Annotated in this window: 2 protein-coding genes; both read left to right on the top strand. The window is 43.6% G+C overall.

All coding sequences use genetic code 11. The annotated features are described in order from the left end of the window. Positions 1-108 precede the first annotated feature (108 nt). The gene (gene istA / locus B1A98_RS19860) at positions 109-1,656 is read left to right on the top strand and encodes an IS21 family transposase (protein ID WP_437435946.1); all 1,548 of its coding nucleotides are present in this window, start codon (positions 109-111) and stop codon (positions 1,654-1,656) included. Further along, entirely contained in the window at positions 1,656-2,408 is a 753-nt protein-coding gene (gene istB, locus B1A98_RS19855) for an IS21-like element helper ATPase IstB (protein WP_063385396.1), read from the top strand. Before istA ends, istB begins: the two co-directional genes overlap by 1 nt. Positions 2,409-2,458 lie beyond the last annotated feature (50 nt).

The following is a 2,458-nucleotide window of genomic DNA, read 5'->3' as shown; positions in this document are numbered from 1 at the left end:
TGTATTTGTTAACCTAAAAGTGAACCACCATCGCAATTGAAAAGTGAGCCACCTTATATGAAAATAATCCTAGCTTGTAAGAGTTAGGGGGATATAGAGGTGATCTCGTTGAAAAAGAAACAACAAGTGCTCATAGCCTTCCATCAGGAGGGCAAAAGCCAAAGGAAGATTGCAAAAGAGGTAGGCTTATCTAGAAATACAGTCAAACGCTACATTGAAGAGGACCTTGAGAGCAGAAAAAAGGACAGTCGGAATTTGCCTGTAACCGATAATTACATAGCTCCGCCATCGTATAAAAAACGAAATGGACAAAAACGGGCGCTGACTCACTCAGTGATCAAACAAATCCGAAAAATGTTAAAAGAAAATGAATACAAGCGTCAACACCAGATGCATAAACAACAGCTGAAAATGGTGGACATACATGAGAAGCTGCTAGATAAAGGGTTTAATATCAGCTACACAACGGTGAGGAACTTCATAAATCGTGAGGAAGCACGCAAAAAAGAAGTGTTCATTCGGCAAAAAGCAGTCGCAGGCCGGGAAATTGAATTTGATTGGGGGGAGGTCAAGTTATGTATCGGCCAGTCATGGCGCTCTCTTTCGATGGCCGTTTTCACCCTTCCATACAGTAACTGGCGGTTTGCTTATCTATATGAATCAGAAACCATGGTTTGCGTACAGGATGCCCATGCGAAGTGTGTAGCTTCCCTGCAATTTGTACCGGAGGTTTTTACGTATGATAATATGCGCACGGTGGTTAAAAATTTCATTGGAACAGAACGGGAAATTACAGAAGGCATGAGAAATGTGTCGATGCATTACCATTTTAAGATCAGGCTCTGTCAGCCCCGCAAAGGCAATGAAAAAGGGCATGTAGAGCGAAGTGTGGAGTATATTCGGCGAAAAGCCTTTGCCCATCAGGATTCATTTTCAGATTTACAGGCAGCCCGGTCTTATTTGGCAGCCATCGTCCACAAACTCAATACACACCAGCATTACAAGAAAAACATAGCTCATCATGAGCTGATGCTCGAAGAAAGAGCCGACCGTGCAGCTGGTGCAGAAGTTGTACCATTCGATGCTTCAGAGTTACTGGAATCGAGGGTGGACAAATACAGCACTGTGACGTACCGGCAGAATCATTATTCCGTGCCGGAAGGCCATGTAGGGAAATGGGTAAAGCTGAAGGCAAGTGCGGAAACCATCCGGGTTTTCAGTGAAGACGAATGCCTGGCGACCCATCGCCGCTGTTGGCAAAACCACCAATGGGTGATGGATATTTTCCATTACATCCACACCTTTCAAAAGAAAAAAGGCGCCTTGGCTCAAAGTGAATGTTTAAGCCAGGCACCCGCCCAATTACAAAAAATCTATCAGGATCATTATATCGGAAATGAACGTGATTTTCTAGAGCTGCTTCTTTACTTAAAAGAGCATCAAAATTTGAGTCGCGTATTAAACGCCATTCATCAGCTCCAGAAGAACCCGATGGTTCAACTAACAACAGACAAGATCATTTTTCTGGCAAGCCAGGAGGAAAGAACTGCAAAAGCTTCTCCCGAACCTGGCGATGAAGTCACCAGCCAATCCCTTGAGAACTTATCCGCCATTCATGCTTTATTTGAAACCAAAACAACGGGGGTGCTTCATTGATGGAGAAATTGCAGGAAATGATTGATATGTGTAAAGAATTGCGCCTGCCTAGCATTCGGGCATTCATTCAGCAGGAAGAGGTATGGAAGCAACATAAAAAAGCAGAAGACTTTTTGTATCAAGCGCTTGTCCAGGAAATGCAGGACCGTGAGGTGCGTGCCAAAGCGAACCGTATTCGCCTTGCGAATTTCCCGGAAAAAAAGCTATTAGCAGAATTAGATGTGGAGAGGCTGCCCCAAAAGGCGGCAAGCCGCCTCCCTTCTTTAAAGACCTTAGACTTTATCAAGGAAAAACAAAATATTTTACTGATTGGATCGCCTGGAACAGGCAAGACCCATCTTGCGATTGGTTTAGGAATCGAGGCGTGTTTGTCGGGGTATAAAGTGTATTTCACGACCATTGCCTCCCTCATTAATCAATTAAAAGAAAGGCGGTCAGAACGGACACTGCGGTCATTTGAGCTAAAGTTCGAGAAGTATGATCTGGTGATCATAGATGAACTTGGGTACATTTCCTTTGACAAAGAAGGAGCAGAGTTATTATTCACCCACCTCTCTTTACGCGCTGGCCGGGCCGCAACCATTATCACAAGCAATCTATCGTTTGATCGTTGGGAAGAAGTCTTTCACGATCCTGTTTTAACAGCTGCTTTAACAGACCGTTTAACTCACCGTGCTTATATGATCGACATGGTGGGACCATCTTATCGAATTTTAGAAACAAAAGAATGGCTAGAAAACAGCCAATCTTAGTGGCTCAATTTTTAATTAATAAATGGCTCACTTTTCAGTTGCGAAATACA

The sequence above is a fragment of the Pseudobacillus badius genome (assembly GCF_002189605.1).
GTDB classification, from domain to species: Bacteria; Bacillota; Bacilli; order Bacillales; family Domibacillaceae; genus Pseudobacillus; species Pseudobacillus badius.
Note: the sequence above shows the minus strand (reverse complement) of the source record. Positions and strands in the feature narration are given on the sequence as shown.

Coding starts and splice junctions, on each gene's coding strand:
- istB (WP_063385396.1), top strand. CDS start 1,656: ATGGAGAAATTGCAGGAAATGATTGATATGTGTAAAGAATTGCGCCTG.